The sequence below is a fragment of the Streptococcus marmotae genome (assembly GCF_001623565.1).
Classification (GTDB): domain Bacteria; phylum Bacillota; class Bacilli; order Lactobacillales; family Streptococcaceae; genus Streptococcus; species Streptococcus marmotae.
On sequence record NZ_CP015196.1, the window covers coordinates 446,882 to 465,275 of the forward strand.

General features: G+C 41.3%; 20 protein-coding genes and 1 pseudogene. 9 read left to right on the forward strand and 12 right to left on the reverse strand.

The genetic code is table 11. From position 1 onward, the window contains the following. Positions 1-53 precede the first annotated feature (53 nt). Genes A4H00_RS11780 through A4H00_RS02310 form a run of 3 tightly spaced genes read right to left on the reverse strand, consistent with a single transcriptional unit; the run spans position 54 to position 935 of the window. A complete protein-coding gene (locus tag A4H00_RS11780) occupies positions 54-218 on the reverse strand; it encodes a hypothetical protein (RefSeq protein ID WP_157770961.1) in 165 nt (54 codons plus the stop codon). Continuing rightward, positions 211-675, reverse strand: a complete 465-nt coding sequence (locus A4H00_RS02305; RefSeq protein ID WP_067085987.1) for a hypothetical protein — start codon at positions 673-675, stop codon at positions 211-213. The genes A4H00_RS11780 and A4H00_RS02305 overlap by 8 nt, the downstream gene beginning before the upstream one ends. A gap of 59 nt (positions 676-734) precedes the next feature. Then, the gene (locus tag A4H00_RS02310; protein WP_067085989.1) at positions 735-935 is read right to left on the reverse strand and encodes a helix-turn-helix transcriptional regulator; all 201 of its coding nucleotides are present in this window, start codon (positions 933-935) and stop codon (positions 735-737) included. 156 nt (positions 936-1,091) lie between these two features. Between A4H00_RS02310 and A4H00_RS02315 the strand changes: the two genes are divergently transcribed. The 4 genes from A4H00_RS02315 (at position 1,092) to A4H00_RS02330 (ending at position 4,151) form a co-directional block, all read left to right on the forward strand. Beyond that, positions 1,092-1,856 carry an XRE family transcriptional regulator gene (locus A4H00_RS02315; protein ID WP_067085991.1) on the forward strand — a complete coding sequence of 255 codons (765 nt, stop codon included), beginning with the start codon at positions 1,092-1,094 and terminating at the stop codon, positions 1,854-1,856. 42 nt (positions 1,857-1,898) lie between these two features. Continuing rightward, positions 1,899-2,720 carry an EbhA gene (locus A4H00_RS02320; protein ID WP_067085994.1) on the forward strand — a complete coding sequence of 274 codons (822 nt, stop codon included), beginning with the start codon at positions 1,899-1,901 and terminating at the stop codon, positions 2,718-2,720. A gap of 42 nt (positions 2,721-2,762) precedes the next feature. Then, positions 2,763-3,320, forward strand: coding sequence for a nucleotidyltransferase family protein (locus tag A4H00_RS02325; protein ID WP_067085997.1), 558 nt, complete (start codon positions 2,763-2,765; stop codon positions 3,318-3,320). Positions 3,321-3,482: 162 nt separating this feature from the next. Continuing rightward, a complete protein-coding gene (locus A4H00_RS02330; protein WP_067086806.1) occupies positions 3,483-4,151 on the forward strand; it encodes a Fic family protein in 669 nt (222 codons plus the stop codon). 679 nt (positions 4,152-4,830) lie between these two features. On the opposite strand, the gene A4H00_RS12410 is transcribed toward A4H00_RS02330, so the two are convergent. Continuing rightward, a complete protein-coding gene (locus A4H00_RS12410; protein ID WP_157770972.1) occupies positions 4,831-4,923 on the reverse strand; it encodes a type I toxin-antitoxin system Fst family toxin in 93 nt (30 codons plus the stop codon). Between the two features lie 231 nt (positions 4,924-5,154). On the opposite strand from A4H00_RS12410, the gene A4H00_RS02335 reads away from it, so the two are divergent. The 3 genes from A4H00_RS02335 (at position 5,155) to A4H00_RS02345 (ending at position 7,655) form a co-directional block, all read left to right on the forward strand. Next, complete coding sequence (locus A4H00_RS02335) at positions 5,155-6,321, forward strand: tyrosine-type recombinase/integrase (RefSeq protein WP_067086808.1); 1,167 nt, start codon at positions 5,155-5,157, stop codon at positions 6,319-6,321. A 265-nt stretch (positions 6,322-6,586) separates the two neighbouring features. Beyond that, positions 6,587-6,937, forward strand: coding sequence for a DUF6568 family protein (locus A4H00_RS02340; RefSeq protein WP_067086811.1), 351 nt, complete (start codon positions 6,587-6,589; stop codon positions 6,935-6,937). A gap of 1 nt (position 6,938) precedes the next feature. Beyond that, positions 6,939-7,655: a hypothetical protein gene (locus A4H00_RS02345; RefSeq protein WP_067086814.1), complete on the forward strand. Its 717-nt coding sequence runs from the start codon at positions 6,939-6,941 to the stop codon at positions 7,653-7,655. Between the two features lie 43 nt (positions 7,656-7,698). Here the strand turns inward: A4H00_RS02345 and tsf are convergent, their stop codons facing one another. Together tsf and rpsB are read right to left on the reverse strand one after the other, a co-directional pair. Beyond that, on the reverse strand, positions 7,699-8,739 hold the full coding sequence (tsf, locus tag A4H00_RS02350; protein WP_067086816.1) for a translation elongation factor Ts: 1,041 nt from the start codon (positions 8,737-8,739) through the stop codon (positions 7,699-7,701). An 82-nt stretch (positions 8,740-8,821) separates the two neighbouring features. Next, positions 8,822-9,604 carry a 30S ribosomal protein S2 gene (gene rpsB / locus A4H00_RS02355; protein WP_067086819.1) on the reverse strand — a complete coding sequence of 261 codons (783 nt, stop codon included), beginning with the start codon at positions 9,602-9,604 and terminating at the stop codon, positions 8,822-8,824. Between the two features lie 292 nt (positions 9,605-9,896). Between rpsB and A4H00_RS02360 the strand changes: the two genes are divergently transcribed. Continuing rightward, on the forward strand, positions 9,897-10,850 hold the full coding sequence (locus A4H00_RS02360) for an IS30 family transposase (RefSeq protein ID WP_067086822.1): 954 nt from the start codon (positions 9,897-9,899) through the stop codon (positions 10,848-10,850). A gap of 442 nt (positions 10,851-11,292) precedes the next feature. On the opposite strand, the gene A4H00_RS02365 is transcribed toward A4H00_RS02360, so the two are convergent. The 4 genes from A4H00_RS02365 to A4H00_RS02380 form a co-directional block, all read right to left on the reverse strand. Then, the gene (locus tag A4H00_RS02365) at positions 11,293-12,156 is read right to left on the reverse strand and encodes a DegV family protein (protein ID WP_067086824.1); all 864 of its coding nucleotides are present in this window, start codon (positions 12,154-12,156) and stop codon (positions 11,293-11,295) included. A gap of 30 nt (positions 12,157-12,186) precedes the next feature. After that, positions 12,187-12,924, reverse strand: coding sequence for a 23S rRNA (guanosine(2251)-2'-O)-methyltransferase RlmB (rlmB, locus tag A4H00_RS02370; protein ID WP_067086825.1), 738 nt, complete (start codon positions 12,922-12,924; stop codon positions 12,187-12,189). 222 nt (positions 12,925-13,146) lie between these two features. Then, positions 13,147-13,995, reverse strand: coding sequence for a DUF4300 family protein (locus tag A4H00_RS02375; RefSeq protein ID WP_082815574.1), 849 nt, complete (start codon positions 13,993-13,995; stop codon positions 13,147-13,149). A 213-nt stretch (positions 13,996-14,208) separates the two neighbouring features. Then, positions 14,209-14,922 (reverse strand): DUF4767 domain-containing protein, encoded by a 714-nt coding sequence (locus A4H00_RS02380; protein ID WP_067086827.1) that lies wholly within the window; start codon positions 14,920-14,922, stop codon positions 14,209-14,211. Positions 14,923-15,002: 80 nt separating this feature from the next. Between A4H00_RS02380 and A4H00_RS02385 the strand changes: the two genes are divergently transcribed. Next, complete coding sequence (locus tag A4H00_RS02385) at positions 15,003-15,968, forward strand: aromatic acid exporter family protein (protein WP_067086829.1); 966 nt, start codon at positions 15,003-15,005, stop codon at positions 15,966-15,968. A 59-nt stretch (positions 15,969-16,027) separates the two neighbouring features. On the opposite strand, the pseudogene A4H00_RS02390 reads toward A4H00_RS02385, so the two are convergent. Together A4H00_RS02390 and A4H00_RS02400 are read right to left on the reverse strand one after the other, a co-directional pair. Continuing rightward, positions 16,028-17,160, reverse strand: a pseudogene (locus A4H00_RS02390) (ABC transporter ATP-binding protein). A gap of 293 nt (positions 17,161-17,453) precedes the next feature. Further along, the gene (locus tag A4H00_RS02400; protein WP_067086832.1) at positions 17,454-18,392 is read right to left on the reverse strand and encodes a helix-turn-helix domain-containing protein; all 939 of its coding nucleotides are present in this window, start codon (positions 18,390-18,392) and stop codon (positions 17,454-17,456) included. Positions 18,393-18,394 lie beyond the last annotated feature (2 nt).

Here is an 18,394-nt window from a genome sequence, read left to right on the forward strand (position 1 = left end):
GTGTTAAATTGTATTTTAGTTAGTTCCTGAAGGCTAGTAAGTTTGGTCGCTCGCTAGGCCTTTTTTTGTTGCCAATTTTTTACGGCTACTTCGTGATGTATTCTGTTTTCTAAGCGGTGAAAATCCTTGATAAACGTTTCTTTGTCTAGCTCTCCGTGCCAATATTTGCTAATAAGCATCACTGACCGCTGATATAGTCTTGGTAGATGTTCAACCATTGCTACTTACCTCCTGCCATGGTAGTGTAAAGCCTATTTGTTCCTCGTAAAGTTTGGCAAAATTAACAGCAGACTTTTGTAGACTGTTCAAAATCTTATAGCGCAATTGCCTAGCCTTTACTTTGTCGCTTGCCTTGAGTTGTCCAGACTGTAGATCATCTTCTAAGCCGTACAAGTCACGAACCAAAAACCATGACTGTAAGCGCCCTAGCTCGTTATCTTTAATAACAACATCGTTTTTTATCGTCCTAGGGGCTAAGATTTTGATATTTGTATATTTTTTTCCATAGTAGATTTGACCGGCTCGCCGTTTTTGGTTTAGCTTTTGCGTGATGTCTCGTCTGGATAAAAAATCAAACTCCTCCATAATGGCCGAAAGTGTCAGCTCGCCATGAATATCTTGGATCTCGTAAAGACGGTCAATCGTGAAAAATCTTTCTCTGTGTTTTTTCGTCATCTGTTTCCCTCCTGTTTGTTTGGTCGCTCGTGGTGGTTTATATTCGCCTTAAGTCTCTTTTAAAGCGACTTTCTAGGTAAAAAAATATCGTTTATAGGTTTATCAAACAATTGTCCAAGTAAAAACATTTCATCTTGAGTGAATTCTTTTTTACTTCGTTCTTTATCACCATACGAAGTTACAGAAATTCCTAAATATTTGGCTACTTGGTTTTGTGATAAACCTTTTTCTTTTCTTAATACCAAAAGTTTTCCCTGCATTCGGTGCCCTCCTTTATTTTCTAGTCGCTTATCAGGCGACAAAATATAATATCGCTTTTTAAGCGACTTGTCAACAACTTTTTTTGACAAAAAGCAAAAAAAGTTGCTTTTTAGGCAACTTCTGTTATAATTGGATTATAGAAAGGCGGTGTTTTTATGGAGCATTTAGCGTTATTCATCGGCTCAAAAATAAGACAATACAGAAAACAAAGCGGCATGACTCAAACGGATCTCGCTGACAAATTGCACACAAGTAAACAAACTATCAGCAAATATGAAAAAGGGATAATAAAAGCTAATCAAGATGTACTTTTTAAATTAGTGACTATATTCAATGTATCCGTTGATGATTTTTTTCCAACAGAAACATCTTTAGCCACCACCTCACCAGACGCAAAAAATGGCACCGTACAAGCGATAAATGATAAGGTAGTACAATTACACCCCGAACGCCAAGAAATCGTTCTGGAGGTCGCCACGGAGCAACTAAAGGAGCAAGAAGAGGAAGCAAGAGAAATACATGAACCCCTTGCCCTGTATTCAACCAAGGCAATAACCGAACTAGCGGCGGGGCTTGGCTATTCCTACGATGACAACGATATAAGGACGGTACAAGTAGAAGAGGAACCCCCGCGACATGACATCGCTAGCATCGTCAACGGTGATAGCATGTTACCAGATTATGAAAATGGCGACATTGTCTATTTAAAAGATACGGGCTTTTCTAGCTACTCTGGCCAAGTCTGCGCCGTAGCGATTAATGATAAGTCTTATCTAAAAAAAGTCTATACAGAAGATAATTGCTTGCGCTTAGTTTCCATCAATCCAAAATATGATGATATTATTATTGATTTTCCACCATCAGCAGATACCCATATCAAAATATATGCCGTCGTTGGATCTGGTAAGGTGGTAGACTGACCAAGTGCAACCATTTAAATATACAAAAAAGGAGAAAAAACAATGAAAAATAAAAAAATCTGGCTTGTTGCCACATCAGTGATTATAGTCTTAGCTGCAGTTGCTTATTATTTATATATCTTTACCCCTCACCAGAATGCGGTAAACACTTTTGAAGTAGCTAAAGAAATGGTTAGCAATAAAAACAAAAAACTAGAAAGCTCAATTGCCGAAGCTCAAGAACTCGTAAAAGCTGACGAAAAGCCGTTAGAGGATAAGACCCTAGACAATTTAAAAGCAACCTTGGAAGCAGCAAACAAAGAAAAAAGAAAAATCCCTGAAATAGCAAAGAAAACAGAAGATATTTTAGAGCAAGCAAAGGAACTAGAACAGCCGTTAGACTATACGGAAACCGAAACCAAAATCACTGACGCTATAAAAGAATACCAGAACAGCATTACCCAACTAAAACAAATTACAAATCCTTCCCAAGCGTTCATCGAAGAGCGCTTAAAAGAAGTTGATACCGTTACAGAAGTTCAATCTGTTACAGAAGCCAATGATCCAAACGGTAAATTAAATAAACAAGGAGGATATACAGCTTCCGTTTATTTTGCAGATAACCAAGTCAACATACCTGTTGATGGCGCTGATATTGTAGCTAAAGGAAATGACGTTGGAGGGAATATTGAAGTTTACAACACAACCGAAGACGCCGAAAAACGTAACACATATCTCAGTGCTTTTGACGGTCAAGGATTTTTAGATCCAGGTTCGCATTATGTTTACGGCTCTATTATAATTCGTACATCAAGGCACCTAACAGCAAGTCAACAAAAAGAACTAACGGACAAAATTTATAACAAACTAATTGAACTGAAATAAACTTTTCCACCTGCCATAACCCACGAAAAAGGAAAGACCAGCATGCTAGAAAAAGTAGAACGCTTAATCGCTGAAATTAACCGAATCCATCTCGCTTACTCGCAAGATTATTTTGAGACGGGAAAAGTTGAAAAAGTAAATTTAAAACACACCTTTTCAAAAGTACCAGTAAAGGCAATTCTGGATTATCGCCTAAACCTACACGAATCCATCAATGACTATTTAATGAAAGCAGATGTAAAAGATATCGCCTATGTTTACCGCGTCAAGACCTCCGAAAGTATCGTAGACAAGATAGAACGCTTTTCAGAAAGACAAGACGGCTACCCAGTCAACTCCATTCTCAACGATATTTTCGGCGCTCGTATCATTCTTTCATCGGCAGATATTGCGCTAGTCATGGAAAAGCTAGACGACTGGAAAGAACAGTTCGGGCTAAAAAATTGGTACTTACGGGACAAAGACAACTATACTGGTATCCACGTCTACTTCAAAAATAAAAGCAATCACTATTACCCGTGGGAGTTACAAATTTGGGACGAAAAAGACGTTGATAGAAACATTGAAAGCCATAGACTATATAAACGCAATTTTGTATAACCTATTAGCCCGTTGTGCATAGACAACACAAAAAGGCGTAGCAAACGCCACGCCTTCGGTATAGTAGAAAAACCAATCATCGGAATTGCTCCCAATAACTATAGTATAGCATAAATTTTTAAACTGTACCAGTACAGAAGACGCAAACAGAAAGAAAAAAACATGACGTATAAACCCGATTATCTAGACGACATACTTGTCCGCATGGCTTATCACTCAAGCGGTATAGAAGGGAATACCATCTCACTCCCTGAAACGGTCAGCATCATCATTGAAAATAGCCTACCAGGCAACCATAAAAGCATTCGGGAGTTCTATGAGATTGAAAATCACAAGCAAGCATTTAACTTTCTTCTGGATCAGCTAGACGTCCTACCACCGCTTACCGTTGGCTTGATACAAGACTTTCATGCACTTCTAACAGATAGGCTACAGCATGACCGCGGACGCTTTAAAACGGCGCAAAACGCCATTATCGGGGCAGAATTTAAGACCGCAACCCCAGCAGAAACACCCTACTTGATGACCCAGTGGGCAGACAATACAAGCTACCGCCTAGAAAGCGCCAAAAGTATCCCCGAATTGCTCAACGTGCTAGCAGATACCCATATCCAGCTGGAGCGTATCCACCCATTTTCAGACGGAAACGGACGAACAGGGCGCCTAATTCTGATGTATCTGGCCATGAGATACTTAAAAGCTCCCATAATCATCAGCAAAGACGACCGCGCAAAGTATATGGAACTTCTAGCCAATCAAGACACCGCTGGACTAGCTGACCTGCTCAAACAGTCGCTAGACTATGAGAAAGAAAGAATGAACCAGTTTTAATAGATATAGTTATACACTATATAAGCTGCGGTTTTGCTGTTCAAAAGGGGTGCTTTTGCTAAAACAAAAGAAAATCAAACGTGACTAAAAACTGCGATTTTCCCCGTTTTCTTGATTCTAAGAAACTCAAACAGCATCCAAAACATATTGTTTTTAACTATACCCATTTGACATTTTTATAAAATACCGTTATACTTGGAGGGAAAAGAGTAAAAACTTTTGACGCTAACCGTCTACGGTTGTGCCAAAACAAAAAAAAGCCCTCAAGTATCCTACCACTTGGGGGCTTCGTGCTGTTCAAGCGCTACCTAGGTTATTCCTTACCTAGCCATTCATCAAGCAATCTGACAACAATGTAGCCGATGACTGATTCGAATAGCGTAGCAAGAAAAAGAGTAAAAAAATCTGACACTTTCCGCCTCACCTCCTTTCTAAGGCGGTGCCGCTTGTGCCATCGGTTATTATATCAAATCAACCGACATCTTACAAGCTCACAGAAAGCCCTCTACAGCGCTTTAACGGTTTACGGTACAATCAGCTAATAAAAAATTGACAACCTAACAGGGTTTTATGTTATAATGACTATAACAGTAAGAAATGTATGCTATAAGCATGCAAAAAGCCCCCAACGGTTGCGACGTTGAGGGTTTTATTTTTGGCTCCAAAAAGCCCTAAAGGGTTATTTATTGCGTGAGTGGAGCCAATACTCAAACAATGCTGTCAGGATAGCAACAAGCAAAGGTGCAATAAACACGGTAAGAAATGTAGCCATAAGCACTTCACCCCCCCTCTATCCCAAGAGGGCAACAATAGTATAACAAAATGTAGCGCCTCAAGCAACACATTTTCAAGCCCTCTACAGCATTTTAACGATTTACGGTACAATCTACCACCCGACACAAAACAAACGAAAATAGGGGCTGTTTTTTAAGCCCTCGCATGATAATCCACACCTTTCTTAAACTAATCTAGCTTGCCTGCTGATGAAAGAAAGGAAACCATCATGAACATCAAAGAAGTCAAGAAAAAGAACGGCAGTATCGTTTACCGTGCTAGCATTTATCTAGGTATTGATAGCCTGACAGGGAAGAAAGTTCGTACCACCGTCACCGCTCCAACTAAGAAAGGAGTCCAGAAAAAAACTAAGCTAGCAATACATAACTTCCTAACCAACGGGGCTACAGTGGCCGAAACGGTCAGTATTGAAACCTACGATGAATTGGTCAGTCTCTGGTGGGATAGCTACAAGTACACCGTCAAAGAAAATACACGTCAAGACATGAAAGGGTATCTAAAAAAACATATCCGCCCAGCCTTCGGCAAGTACAAACTCAAAAAAATCACCACCCCTATTATACAAAGGCAAGTTAATCAGTGGGCGAACGCGGCCAACAAAGGAGAGGCGGGCGCTTTTGCTGATTATCACTTTCTACATGCCGTAAACCGCCGTATTCTCCAGTACGGGGTAGCAATGCAAGCACTCCCAAGTAACCCCGCTAGGGATGTTCTCGTCCCTCGCAAAGCACCAAGGGACAAAGAGCCTATCAAGTACCTAGATGATGAGAATCTAAAGAAGTTTCTAGTTTATCTTGATAGCTTACCCAATACCTATCAAAATAATTTTGATACTGTATTGTACAAGTTACTTCTAGCAACTGGACTAAGAATCAGCGAAGCCCTAGCCCTTGAATGGTCAGACATTGACTTGCAACAAGCAACCTTGGAGGTTAATAAAACACTGACCCGCTCAAGAAGCGTCAATAGCCCCAAGAGTAAGACAAGTAACCGTATTTTAGACTTGGACAAAAAGACCGTCCTCATGCTCCGATTATATAAAAATCGGCAACAAGAAAAAGCACGGGAGATAGGCGCGACCCCTACAGTAGTATTTAGCAAGCTTACCTCTAAATACATGCCACAAAATACCGCCCTACTTCGCCTAAAACAACATATCAAATCGGCAGGCGTAACAGATATAGCCTTTCATGGATTCCGACATACACATGCTAGTTTGCTTTTAAATGCTGGCTTACCCTACAAAGAGTTGCAACATCGTCTAGGACATGCTTCTATCTCAATGACGATGGACATCTATAGCCACCTATCAAAAGAAAACATGAAAAAAGCCGCCTCAGTCTTCGAAACGGCCTTGGATTCTCTAACGGGGTAACAAACGGGGTAGTAAAAAATATAAAAAGAGGCTGAAACCGCATAAAATCAAGGTTTTAAGCCCCTATATATTATCTTTGACTATTATATCGTAAATCATAAACTTTGAAAAGCAAAAGCCACGCTGTTCTGTTTGTTCAAGGGATGTAGATTGCAACATCTTAGGGAGCATCGCTTCCTTTTTTTTTGCTAACAGATTGAACTGTACTTCTTTATCTCTTGCCTTTCTTCCTCATTTTTCCTATACTAAGAGATAGAAAGGAGTTATGATGTTTACCAATTCATTTCAAGAACTCGTACAAGATTTTACAGCAATTTCTATCGAAGAAGCTGAACGTTTACTCACGCAGGAAGAACAAGCCATTCTCTTTTTAGGACGTGCGACCTGCCCTTATTGCCAACGCTTTGTACCAAAACTCCATAGCGTTGCACAAGCTGCCGGATTAACCGTCTATTTTATTGATAGCTCTAATCCTGACCCACAACTCCAAGAACTTCGTCAGCGCTACCAAGCCGTTACGGTTCCAGCCCTCTTATATGCAGGTGCAACAGGTGTTCAGGTTCGCTGTGACAGTTCCATGACGGAAGAAGAAATCCGTCACTTTTTAGCAGGCTAATATGACAGCTCTACAATTCCAGTTTCAGACCGATTCTGTGACCCTCTACCACAAAAATCAATCGATTGGCACAATCCATTTCAAGGAAAATCCTTATCACAACCAAAATATTTATCTAAATTTTCAGTTGAAGCAGTACGATATAAGCCTTGCTCCTTCACTTTTTCAAGCCATTCTCCAGCATACTAAGCGCCCTTTACAGGTCATGCTTGATTCTACAGACCAGACCCTCATCGCCTTTTTAGAGGCGGGAGGTTTTAAGTGCTTGCGGAAATGCCATGAAATGGAAGTTAGCATGCAAGATTACCTTGGAAATCCTGCCCCCATTCAATTTCAAATGGCAGAACAGTCGAGCAGCACCTATTATCGTTGCTGCAATCTATTGCTGAATCATTATCAGGAAAGGCATAAGACAATCAGTCCATTTACAGGAGAGAAAGACGAGTTTTTCAAGGAACTTCCTTCCACTGTTTACTATCACATTGAAAAAGACGATATCACTTGTCTCACTTTTCTTGACGGAAATGAAATTGCTTATCTTTGGGGAAAGAGCACAGACTGCCTCCAACCCTTTCTCAATCAACTGATTCCCTATCTCTTTCAGCAATATAGCTCCATTACCTTTGAAGCAGATGATGTGGATCCCTGTGCAATGACACTTAAATCACTCTTTACAGATATCACAGATGAACATTGGGATACTTATATCCTACGATAAACACTAAAAAAGGGAAAACATTCGTTTCCCTTTTTATCTATTCTTATTTACCAAGAGCCGCAGCCATTGTAGCAGCAACTTCTGATTCAAAGTCGTTCGCTGCTTTTTCAATTCCTTCACCCACTTCGAAACGAGCAAATGTTACAACGCTAGCGTTTACTGAGTCAAGGTAGGCTTCAACTGTCTTGCTATCATCCATGATGTAAACTTGTGCAAGGAGTGTGTATGCTTGGTCAACTTTTGTATTGTCAAGCATGAAGCGATCCATTTTACCTGGAAGGATTTTATCCCAGATTTTTTCTGGTTTGCCTTCAGCAGCAAGTTCTGCTTTGATGTCTTCTTCTGCTTGAGCAATTACATCGTCAGACAATTGTGCTTTTGATCCATATTTCAAGAATGGAAGGGCTGGTTTACCAACCATTGCACGGCTTTCGTTGTCTTGTTCAATTTTGTGGTTCAATTGTGCCAATTCATCTTTCACGAATTGCTCATCCAATTCTTTGTATGAAAGAACAGTTGGTTTCATCGCAGCGATGTGCATTGATACTTGTTTTGCAAGTGTTTCGTCGCCACCTTCGATGACAGAGATAACACCGATACGTCCGCCATTATGTTGGTAAGCACCAAATGCTTGTGCATCTGTTTTTTCAATTAAGGCAAAACGACGGAATGAGATTTTTTCTCCGATTGTCGCAGTTGCGTTTACGTAAGCTGCTTCAAGCGTTTCACCTGAAGGCATTGTAAGAGCAAGTGCTTCTTCGTTGTTAGCTGGTTTTCCTTCTGCGATTACTTTAGCTGTTTCGTTTACCAATTCAACGAATTGAGCGTTTTTCGCAACGAAGTCAGTTTCAGCGTTGACCTCAACAACTGCTGCTACATTTCCATCCACGTAAACACCAGTCAAACCTTCTGCCGCTACACGATCAGCTTTCTTAGCTGCTTTTGCCATCCCTTTTTCACGAAGCAATTCAATCGCTTTTTCGATGTCACCATCTACTTCAACAAGGGCTTTCTTCGCGTCCATGACACCAGCACCAGATTTTTCACGCAAGTCTTTTACAAGCTTAGCTGTAATTTCTGCCATTATTCGATCTCCTATTTTAGTTTAATATATTTAGAAAAAAGGGGAGGGCTGAGCCCCGCCCCTTAGGATGTTTTACGATTTATTAATTGTTGTCGCCTTCTACAACTTCAACGATTTCTTCGATAGATGTTGCTTCTGTTTCAGTAGCTGCCAATTCTGCTTCTACTGATTCAACGCTGTCTTCACCTTGACGACCTTCGATAATTGCATCAGCCATTTTCGCAGTGATCAATTTAACAGCGCGGATTGCATCGTCGTTTGCTGGGATGATAACATCGATATCATCTGGATCTGTGTTTGTGTCGACCATCGCAACAACTGGGATACCCAATTTTTTCGCTTCTTTAACAGCGATTTGCTCTTTATGTGGGTCAACAACGAACATAACATCTGGAATACGTGGCATATCTGCGATACCACCCAAGAATTTTTCAAGACGAGCACGTTGTTTATTCAACAATGCTACTTCTTTCTTAGGAAGAACGTCAAATGTTCCTTCTTCTTCCATACGGTTGATTTCTTTCAAACGAGCAATACGTTTTTGAATTGTTCCCCAGTTTGTAAGAGTTCCACCCAACCAACGGTGGTTGATGAAGTATTGACCAGAACGGATAGCTTCGTCTTTCACTGCTTCTGCAGCTTGTTTTTTCGTACCAACGAACAAGATAACTGCATCGTTTGCTGCTGCATCACGGATAAAATCGTATGCTTGATCAGCTAATTTTACAGTTTGTTGAAGGTCGATAACGTGGATCCCGTTACGCTCTGTAAAGATGTATTTTGCCATCTTAGGGTTCCAGCGACGAGTTTGGTGACCAAAGTGAACACCAGCCTCAAGAAGTTGTTTCATTGAAATTACTGCCATGAGTAATGTCTCCTTTTTGTTTATTCTCCTCTCTCAAACGTCAACTTGCAGTCCAACCTTACGGCAACAGGCCCACAATGGATTTGAGATGAGTATTTATTGCTTTTCACAACTCTATTATCTTACCAAATTTAACAGGATTTGGCAAGGGATTTGGTGCTTTTAATGAGAATAAATGCAAATGGTAATTTCCAAAAAGTTCTAAAATGAAGTTAGCCACTCAATGGTATGAAAAAACATCTCAGAAAGATATAATTGTAATCACCACAACAACAATTAGAAAGACTCTGAGATGCAACACTATTATACACCAAAAAGAAGACATTTGACACTAGCTGAACGTAGAATGATTGAACGTTGGCTTCAAGAAGGGTTCTCAAATCGTGAAATCGCTAGGAGATTGGCTAAAGCTCCTCAAACTATTCACAACGAAGTCAAACGTGGTCAGGTTAGACAACAAGTGCGTAAAGGAAAATTTGAAATAATCTACTCAGCTGACTTCGCTCAAGAAGCCTATCAAAACAATCGTAAACATTCTGTGAAGCAGGCTTCCCTAACCAAGGAACTCAAAGAAAAGATTCTTCACTACATCAAACAGAAATACTCTCCTGAGATGATGGTAAAAGCAAAAGGGATACCTGTCTCCGTCTCCACCATTTACTACTGGATTCATCATGGACACTTAGGATTGACCAAGGATGACATGCTTTATCCTCGAAAAGAGAAAACGAAGAAAAAGCAAGCGAGTCCCAACTTTAAGCCGGCTGGAAAATCGATTGAGGAACGGCCAAAAAGCATTAATCAGCGTGAGAATGTTGGTGATGTTGAAATTGATACGGTTATTCAAACACGGGCAAAAAACGAGTGTCTGTTGACTCTAACTGATAGAAAGAGTCGTTATCAAATCATCCGACTTATTCCCGATAAGTCCGCGTCTTCAGTCAATCAAGCTCTGAAAATGATCCTCAGAGAGTATCAAATTAACTCAATCACAGCTGATAACGGGCCTGAATTCAGTCGCTTGGCAGATGTTTTTGATCCTGAGAACATTTATTATGCCCATCCTTATTCCTCTTGGGAGAGAGGAACTAATGAGAATCATAATAGACTCATCCGGCGTTGGTTGCCTAAGGGAAGCAAAACTGCGACGCAGCAACAAGTCGCATTTATTGAAAACTGGATTAATAACTATCCAAAGAAGATATTGGGTTACAAATCTCCTAAAGAATTTTTACAGACCGGCTAACTTGAACTTGAAATTTAGCATACTTTGTTTTAAATCCGACTTAGTCATGGCCATGACGTCGCTTGCATAGGCAGATAATAGCCGTTTCATTTCTTTCTCCTTGGTAAACGCTTTCTTTTTTCTTTCAAAGAAAAGCGGATCACCGCTTCAGCTTGAAGAAAAAGTCTTTTTATTGCCACCATTCTTATGTGCTTCCGGACATCAGCGACTTCCTCCGGAGTAAAATAATCCAGTGGATTATTTTAGCCCGAGCCCAAAAACAAAGGAGCGAGGATAATCGATTTCAACGAAATCACGACTTCTCTCCCCACTTTTAGCACGGCGGAGGTGGCGGTATTATGCTCGCTACGCTCGCAAATTTTCTAACCTTGAAACTACAGAAAATTAAATATCATTGTAATATTTTTCTGAATTATGAGGTTTGTCTACATTCTAAAGCGGATTACCGCTTGTCTTTGCTAATAGATAGAATCGCAATTGCACCAGTTCCTGTATGGCTGGCAATAATCGGTCCTAATGGCTCTAAGATAACCTGCTCTACCTGTGATTCTGCTAGTAAGGTAGCTTTCAATTGCTCGGCTGTTTCAACATCGCCAGTATAAGCTACCATGACACAAGAATCATCTAACTGTTGCAAGGTTAAAGAGAGCATTTCCTTAATCCCCTTCTTCTTGCCTCTTAGTTTGGCAATGGGAACCAAGCTACCTTCTGCATCAATCGAAAGCAAGGGTTTAATATTGACCAATCCGCCAATCAAAGCTGCTGCTTTAGAGAGTCTACCACCACGTACCAAATGCTGCAAGTCATCTACCAACAGATAGGTCCGTAAGCGTGGTGCTAAGTCTTCAATCAGCGCTACTGTCTCAGCAAGTGAGCTACCTGCTTCCCGTGCTTGTGCTGCTTTGAGGACCAAGTAGCCTTCTCCAATGGTTGCTGCCTTAGTATTGATGATTTCAATGACAGCTGTTGGATACGCTTCTAGAACCATGTCACGCGCCATGACCGCACTTTGGTAAGTTCCTGATAAAGCAGCTGAAAATGCGAGGTACAATACTGCTTCGCCTGCCTTAGCTGCTTCTGCAAAAACCGCTTCAAACTGCCCCACATTGACCTGACTAGTTGTCGGTTGGCCACCTGCTAGCATTTTTTCCAATAACACATCACTGGTTAAGCGATTCTCGCCAACTGTTTCATAAACGACACCATCTAACTCAACTGTCAATCCCATAATGGTGAGCCCATATTGTTCTATCCACTCTAGCGGCACATCTGCCGTCGAATCCGTCATAATTTTAAATGCGACCATAAATCTCCTTTTCTGCTTTCTCTTACAGCCTTATACTTTGTTGCGAAATACTTCATACATCAAGACAGCTGCTGCCACGCTGGCATTTAAACTTTGGACATGCCCTTTCATTGGAATGGTAATCATCTCATCGACCTGCTTTTTAATATTAGCAGAAATCCCCTTGCCTTCATTGCCAATAATGAGAGCGAGCTTTCCTTGTGTATTCCATTTGTGACTAGGAGTCCCATTCATATCTGTTCCAAAAATCCAGAACCCAGCTTCTTTTAATATGTCCAAGGTCTGGCTTAGATTGGTCACACGGGCAATGGGAACATGGGCGACCGCACCTGTCGAGGTTTTCGCAACTACTGGGGTCACACCAACCGCACGGTGTTTGGGAATGATAATTCCAGCCACCTGTGTTGCATCTGCCGTTCGTAAGATAGACCCAAAATTATGCGGATCTGTCAGACCATCCAAAATCAGAATTAGGGGATTGGCTTCCTGCTCTGCTTTGGCTAAAATATCTCCTAACTCTGCATAGGCAAATGCGGACACTCGCAAAACAAATCCTTGATGAACAGCCCCTGAAGTCATATCTGTCAAACTCTTCTTAGAAGTCCAAGAAATCGAGACTTTTTTTTCAGCGGCTAGCGCCTTGATTTTTTCAACATTTTTTCCCCGCAAATCATCCTGCAGATAGAGTTTATTGCCAAGATTGGCTTCCAAACTTTCCACCACTGCATGTACGCCATATACAATATCATTTTCTTCTACTCGTTTCATAGCTTTATTATAACAGTTTCAACTGGCATTTGCTAGTCAATGGATAGCAGATTTCCCGCAAATCTCTATTCTTTTTCTCATTATTTGTCTGGATAATGTGCAAACGAGTACACCCACTTCTTTTTACCATTCATTTGGTGCTCACTACACATCAAAAAAATCCACAAAGGCAGGATAATCCTATCACAGCTTTTGTGGATTTTTGACTTTAAACCAACTGACTCATTTCTTCATGTCTACTAGCTCAGACAAGTCTTGATCATTAACCAATAGCGCAATTTGGTCTTTGAAGAATTGGAAACGACCTGATAACATATGCTCTTGGAAATCTTTCCAAGATTGGAATTCGCTGAGTCGGTATGGAAGGGAGGGATCCATCTTTTCAAGGAAATAGACTTTTCCATCTTTTTCATACAGCAAGCCAACATGCATGCTAATCACAGAACCTTCTACATTTTGCACTGCTGATAACAGGCGTAATTTATTAGAGAACGCCACACCTGCATCTTTCCAAGCCTTGGTCAAATCCTTTGCCGACTTGTAGGCTGGATTGTCAAGAAACAACAGACTATAGAGCTGACTGTCTGCATCTGTCAATTCAGGATGGTATTGTTTCAAGGTCTGAAACTCTGGATGTTCTGCCAAATTGCTCACCTTGCTTGTATCATAGGTCAAGAGGGAGCGTAGGAGCAGAAAAGCTGTTTGGCGACAGTTCAGATCTTTTGGAAAATGGCTGACCTTTTCCTTGTACTCTGCTTCATCCAACATCGTCGTAAACTGATTTGCATCTTGCCCGAGCTCCATACTGGTCCAGTCCTCAGCTTCCTTTTCATAGGATTTGTTATCCTGATGATAACTGTCTATAAAGGCAGATAGGGCTTGCCAATTTTCCTTTGCACCGCCTTGTGCTTGTAAATCTTCTTGAAGCTCTTCTGTATGTTTGGTGCTGACAAGATTGTGGTAGCGGTAACTAGGTGTGGCTTCTTTTTTCATCTCCGTCTTTGGGGCTGTATGGCAACCAACCAAGACAAAAGCACATAGGCTGACTAGGGCAATTAGTTTTCCTTTCACGTCTGGATTCCTCCTTATATTCTTTGTACGTTTATCATATCAGATTTATCTCATGCTTCCCTATGCTTCATCTGCTTTTCGTCTGTTTTTTTGAAAAATATCTTGCCAGTAAGTGAAGGGGTTAGAATGGCAAAAAACGAGCCAGATATAGCTCGTTTTACAAGATTTTCAGCTCACCAAATGAAAATGTCCTATATCAGCATACCAATCCCATTATTCAGCTACTAACTCTCTGAAGAAGGCTTTTAATTCTTCATTGGCTGTTTCTCGGAAATAGAGAATTTGCTCAGGATTTCCTTGATTCTGCTCAGTAATCCAGACTTGTGGTCTTCCTTGCTGGATTGTAAATAGATAAAGATGGGAGGCAGGAAATCTTGTTGTTTCAATGTCTGAATAAACAGCTACCAAGGCTATTTGTCCCGCTTCCACCAGTCCATTTTCTGACCAAATCAAATAAGGGGTCTGCCCTGCAAAATCAGGTACCATGCTTGGGAACTGACTTCGCTCCAGACTTGGGTTCAAAACATAACTCGGAATCAGCATCCCATAAAAATTCACATCATGCATGGGGTCATAAGAACGGTATTCCTGCCCCAAAGCTGGTCCCCAGTACCCAAAAATATAGTCCTGTAATCGCTGAGCTTTTTGGGCATTCCAATAGCCTCTTTCCGCCACACTCGGCTGTGTTTGATGATTGGAGTTTGTTGAAGAAGATCCAGCCATTGAAGAAGAATTTTTCTCTTTTTCGCTACTAGAAGACTTTTCCTGCTGCGCTTCTGTGGAAGATTTTTCTCTCTTTTTATTTTCAATGCTACTTAATGGACTACCGGACGTTGTTTCTTGAGGTCTTCCTGCACACGCTGCAAGCACTACCGTACACAAAAATAGCCCGACACCTATTAATTTGTTGTTCTTTATCCTTTTCATCAGAATACGTTCTCCTTATTTTATGCTATAATAATACCATATTCTCTATCCATACTCAAAGACGAATTTAGGAGAACCTTATGCCCTTACTTCATCGGACGATTAAGCTGGTGCTGGCGACTTGTATCGCCATTTCTCTAGCCGATTTTTTACAGCTATCTTATGCTACATCCGCAGGAATTATCGCTATTTTAAGCGTTTTAGATACGAGACGGGCCTCCCTAAAAACTGCCTGGACTAGACTTTGGTCAACGGTTTTAGCTCTTGCAATTGCCGCTCTTCTTTTCTCCCTTTTTGGCTTTCACCTCTTAACTCTAGGTCTCTATCTCTGTCTTTATGTGCCACTCGCTTATAAGGCGAATCTGACGGCAGGCATTGCCCCTTGTACAGTCCTTGTGACCCACCTTTTCTTAGAACAGTCCACATCCCTAGCTCTATTAGGAAACGAACTTGCTCTCTTTCTCATTGGTGCCGGCATTGCTCTTCTGGCCAATCTCTACATGCCTTCGCAAGATAAAAAAATTCAATGCTACCACGACCAAGTCGAGCAAGAACTTAAGGCTATCTTACTACGCTTCCAAGATTTTTTACTAACCGGTGATGGTCGCAACGAAGCACTGCTCATCACCCAATTAGATCAAACCCTTCATGAAGCTCTTGATATTGTCTACCTTGACCGCCACAATCAGGTTTTCCATCAAACGAACTACCAAGTCCATTACTTTGAAATGCGGTCGGCACAAAATAAAATCCTACGAACCATGGCCAATAACATCAATAAATTCTCTCTTGAAAGCCGAGAAGCCGTCATTCTAGCCAGTCTTTTTGAGCGAACAGCCTGTCAACTGAGTAGACAAAATCCTGGCCACGAACTGCTAGAAGATATCGAACTCTTTCATCAGACCTTCCGTGAGCGTCCACTTCCGCAAACACGAGAAGAATTTGAAGCGCGGGCTACCCTCTTTCAACTCCTCCATGATATGGAAGCCTTTATCCAGTTGAAAGTCGATTTTTACGAGCAATATACAGCAGAAAATGCAGCCTAAAATACCCAAACTCCCCACCAATGGCAGGGAGTTTTCTTATAGTTCAACAATTACGAAGACTAAACAATTGCTTTGTTTGTTCCATTATCAAAGAAGTGTGCTTTGTTGAGGTTGAAGGCAAGACGCACTTTTTCACCTGGTTTGTGGAAATCACGCGCATCAACACGAGATACAAACTCAGTTGAGCCGACACGGCTATAAAGCATAGACTCTGCACCGAGCAACTCAGATACCACCACTTCTGATGTCACGATGCTATCTGGATAAGTATCCAATTCCAATTGAGAAGCCTTGATGTCTTCTGGACGAATACCAAGTGTAAAGGTTTTTCCTTCGTATCCTTTTTCTTCTAAGTGTTTTCTACGACCTTCTGGTAAACGAATAGAGAAGTTATCACCATCTGATAAAACGCCATCTTTCAAGGTAACATTGAAGAAGTTCATCGCTGGGCTTCCGATAAAGCTTGCAACAAATTTATTGACTGGAGAATTGTACAATTCTTCTGGTGTACCAATTTGTTCAATCCGTCCGATCGTACCTGTACCAGCATCATTTTTCGTTGCACTCATGATAACGATACGGTCAGCAAGTGTCATCGCTTCTGTCTGGTCATGGGTTACGTAGATGGTTGTCGCACCGATACGGCGGTGGATTTTGGCAATCTCAGTACGCATAGATCACGAAGTTTTGCATCCAAGTTTGACAATGGCTCATCCATCAAGAACACTTTTGCATCACGGACAATCGCACGACCCATGGCAACACGCTGGCGTTGTCCACCTGAAAGGTCTGCTGGTTTCCGTTGCAAGAATTCAGTCAAACCAAGAATACCAGCTGCTTCTTCTACCCGTTTTTTGATTTCATCTTTGCTGTATTTGCGCAATTTCAAACCAAAGGCCATGTTGTCAAATACAGTCATGTGTGGGTAAAGGGCATAGTTTTGGAATACCATGGCAATGTCACGGTCTTTTGGCGCTACATCATTCATCAAGACATCATCAATGTATGCTTCACCTTCTGTAATGTCTTCAAGCCCTGCAATCATACGAAGAGTTGTTGATTTCCCACATCCTGAAGGACCTACGAATACGATGAACTCTTTATCTTTAATATCTAGGTTGAAGTCTTCAACTGAATAATGTTCACTGTTTGGATATTTCTTATAAATGTTTTTTAGATTTAATTGAACCATGTTCAAACCTCGCTTTCTTTTAGAACCTGTATTCATAAGCGAAGTAATTCTAATCGGGAGCTTATTTTACGATAATCAAGGCGTTTTTTTGAAGGAATACTGACTGTATTTCGAAAAAAAGCAACGATGAGTAGCGAAAAATAAGCCTCGAAGAGAGTTGCTGAACTGTGAATACATGTTCTTGCTCTTTTAGTATAAATGAAAACGCTTTATTTTTCCCTGTCAATGTGAACAAAAAGAAAAAAGCATTTTGTACAAGTTGCACAAAAGCCTTTTCGTATTCCGTCACTAGACTACCTTTCTTCCAATACGATTTGGTAACAAACTGCTAAATCCGTCAAATTGCGGAGTTGCAGACCACTGACATCAAGCCATTTTTCAAGGCGGTATTGGAGCGTATTGCGGTGCACATAGAGGCGCTGGGCTGCCTTTGTGACTACAGCGCCTTCTTCCCACAAGGCAAGAATACTGTCTGCCAACTGGTCTTGCTGGCTAATCATGTGAGATAGTTGATGCCGCAAAACCGAAAGCGACAATTCCTGTCCCTGTCCCCATAAAAAGGCCTGTCCAAAAGTTAGGACGCGTGAGGACTGGAACCGCTCTTGCCAAGCGATAAAGAGCTGATGTTCTGCTTGAAAAATCCTTGTCCAGTCCTCATCTGCTACCTGCGACCACATTTGCCCGATTAGAATAGTCAACTTCAAGCCGAAGTCAAATTCCATGGCAGACAGAGTATCAGCTAACACTTCCTGGATTGGAATAAAGGTGCTTTGATCTAAGATAAAAACTGTGTCATAGGCTGTTACTTGAAAATCTGCAATGCGGTTGGGCAGTAAGGAACGCATGACGTCACACCATGATTCAACTACCTCTTTTTCTTCATTGGCAGATAGGGAATGACGCACATGAACCCATTGCATAGGACCGATCTGCCGTGGCATTGTCCCTACTCCCTTGACTAAAAAGCGGTACCAGGGATGTCGAGAGTAGACTGCTTCATCGCCAGTCGAAAGAGACAGCAAATAGCGTTCTCGCTCTGTCAGGCTCTTCTTTTCTACCTGCAACCACTGACCATTTGATAAGGGAAAGGCGAGCTGATTAGTCTCGTGGATTGGCGTATCCACTATGGCAGCAGCTGGAAAAAAGGCTAGCGCCTCTTGGCTGTCTAACAAGCGGGAACTTCCCTCTCTCCTTACTTTACTCTTGTTTGAAAAAAGCAGTTCAGTCTGCATAG